This is a genomic window from Gilliamella sp. Imp1-1, assembly GCF_001690415.1.
Taxonomy (GTDB): Bacteria; Pseudomonadota; Gammaproteobacteria; order Enterobacterales; family Orbaceae; genus Gilliamella; species Gilliamella bombi.
Genome location: NZ_LZHK01000071.1, coordinates 1 through 1,782, shown reverse-complemented (window position 1 = coordinate 1,782; position 1,782 = coordinate 1). Strand labels below are relative to the sequence as shown.

Below are 1,782 nucleotides of genomic sequence, written 5' to 3'. Positions count from 1 at the left end.
GGATCCCTTCAAACGTCATCCGATGCTCGGATTTATTATAAACTCGGCCGGTATTTTTCATTATTTGTAGTAGCTTTTCCCACCGTTTATCTGTTAGCATTGTTCTTGGCATGATGAATCGAGTTAGGGTTGTTTTTGGCTGAATTATTATAACTCACATCATGCCGTCTAAAAAATAATCATGAAAGATCAACACGCCCTAATAAAACACAAATTTGATCATATTTATTATATTATGTTAATTTTATGTAAAAAATAACTTTTTTGTTAAGATTTGTAAACATGTGATTAAATGAGTCTGATTATTAAAAATAATATATAACCATATGAAAATTATATTAAATAATAAGAAATAGACTGATTTTATAGTTTTAAATATTAGGTACCAATTTTGTAAAAAATAATCATCAAATTATTCATCATTGCATGTTGATGGGAATCGTTAACCTTATATTTTTGGTACTAAAAAGTGGGAACATACCATTACTGTAAACAATGCGAGTAAGTTCTATAATTAACTTACTCGTAATAACCCCTGTAACTTTAAAAGTTACAGAGTCAAACTATTTGCTGAACAAATAAAACAAATTTAACTACGGCTTGACACAAGCAGCTCTAAGTTTATTATTAGTTGATTTAGAATCATATAAATCTCCATCCCCCAAATCGACTCGAATTGGTTCTCCTTTGTATGTATCAATTGCCCAATACCAATCTTGAGGATGATTAGTTTCCCAGTCATCAAGACCTAAATAGTGATCAGGATTGTTAAATAAGGTTCCCCATTCATTAAATAACCCACCAATCCACTTGCCATTACTGCTACGATAACTCAATTGACGGCGATAATTATTGATATTTCTTCCAGGAATACCTCCTGTCCAAATATCATCATTATTTGCATTAGTATAATCTGCAACACTCGGCACTCGGTATCCAATTCGGTTACAGTAATTTTTTGCATCTTGCACAGATGCATTAATATTAGCCCCTTGGGCTATATACCATCTTTCAATTTTAAAGCTATACAAGACGTTACTTTTGGCTCTATCTGAATAAAGCTTAAATGTAGAAGGGCTAAAGTTTTTATTAGCACTACTGTTTACTGGTCCTTTTAGTACTATCTTTAAAGCTACATCTCGTGAGCCTTTTCCCCAACCTGGTGTTATTGCAGATGATAAAGCTAAACTAACTCCACTCCCTGATTCCGGGAATACTCTAGCGCCATTAGCTGAGATAATCTCTTCGGGCGTTACGTTTGCTAATAATAAATAAAAATAAACATTATTTGTTCCTGTCGATGGGAAATTACGTTGTGGATTGTTTATATCTTGTGGTACAAATCCTTTTCCTTTTACCCAATCAGGACCATCTAAATCTTTATATTCAGTATTATTACTGGAATCGTTTGATAAATTAGGTTGAGCATAACAAACCAATGGCGCACTTGGCTCAAAATAATCAGGATTCGATATCCATATCCATAAATCAACTGAACCTGCATCTCCGTCTGTACCATATTTTAGACACGGGTTTTCGAACGACGGTAATATTATGGCATCACTACGATGATTTTTTACGCGACCATTTTTACTAGTTAATGCTTCTAAACTCCATGAATATGGCAATAATAACACGCCCAACACCAACAAGAGTTTTCGAGATAATTTGAGAGATAATTTGGAAAATATAAATGAGTTTCGTGCAAAAACTCGGCGAATAGGATTATTTAATAAATTTAAATCGTAGGTTTGCCAGTGCTTGTGCCTTGTGCCTTGTGCC

The 1,782-nt window shown here is 33.4% G+C and carries 1 protein-coding gene and 1 pseudogene; both read right to left on the bottom strand.

Annotated features, from left to right (window positions below):
- Positions 1–112: pseudogene (locus A9G38_RS12035) on the bottom strand (IS5/IS1182 family transposase); the annotation flags it as partial.
- Positions 113–593: 481 nt separating this feature from the next.
- The coding region (locus A9G38_RS12260; protein WP_176713238.1) for a hypothetical protein at positions 594–1,782 on the bottom strand (1,189 nt) is incomplete at its 5' end.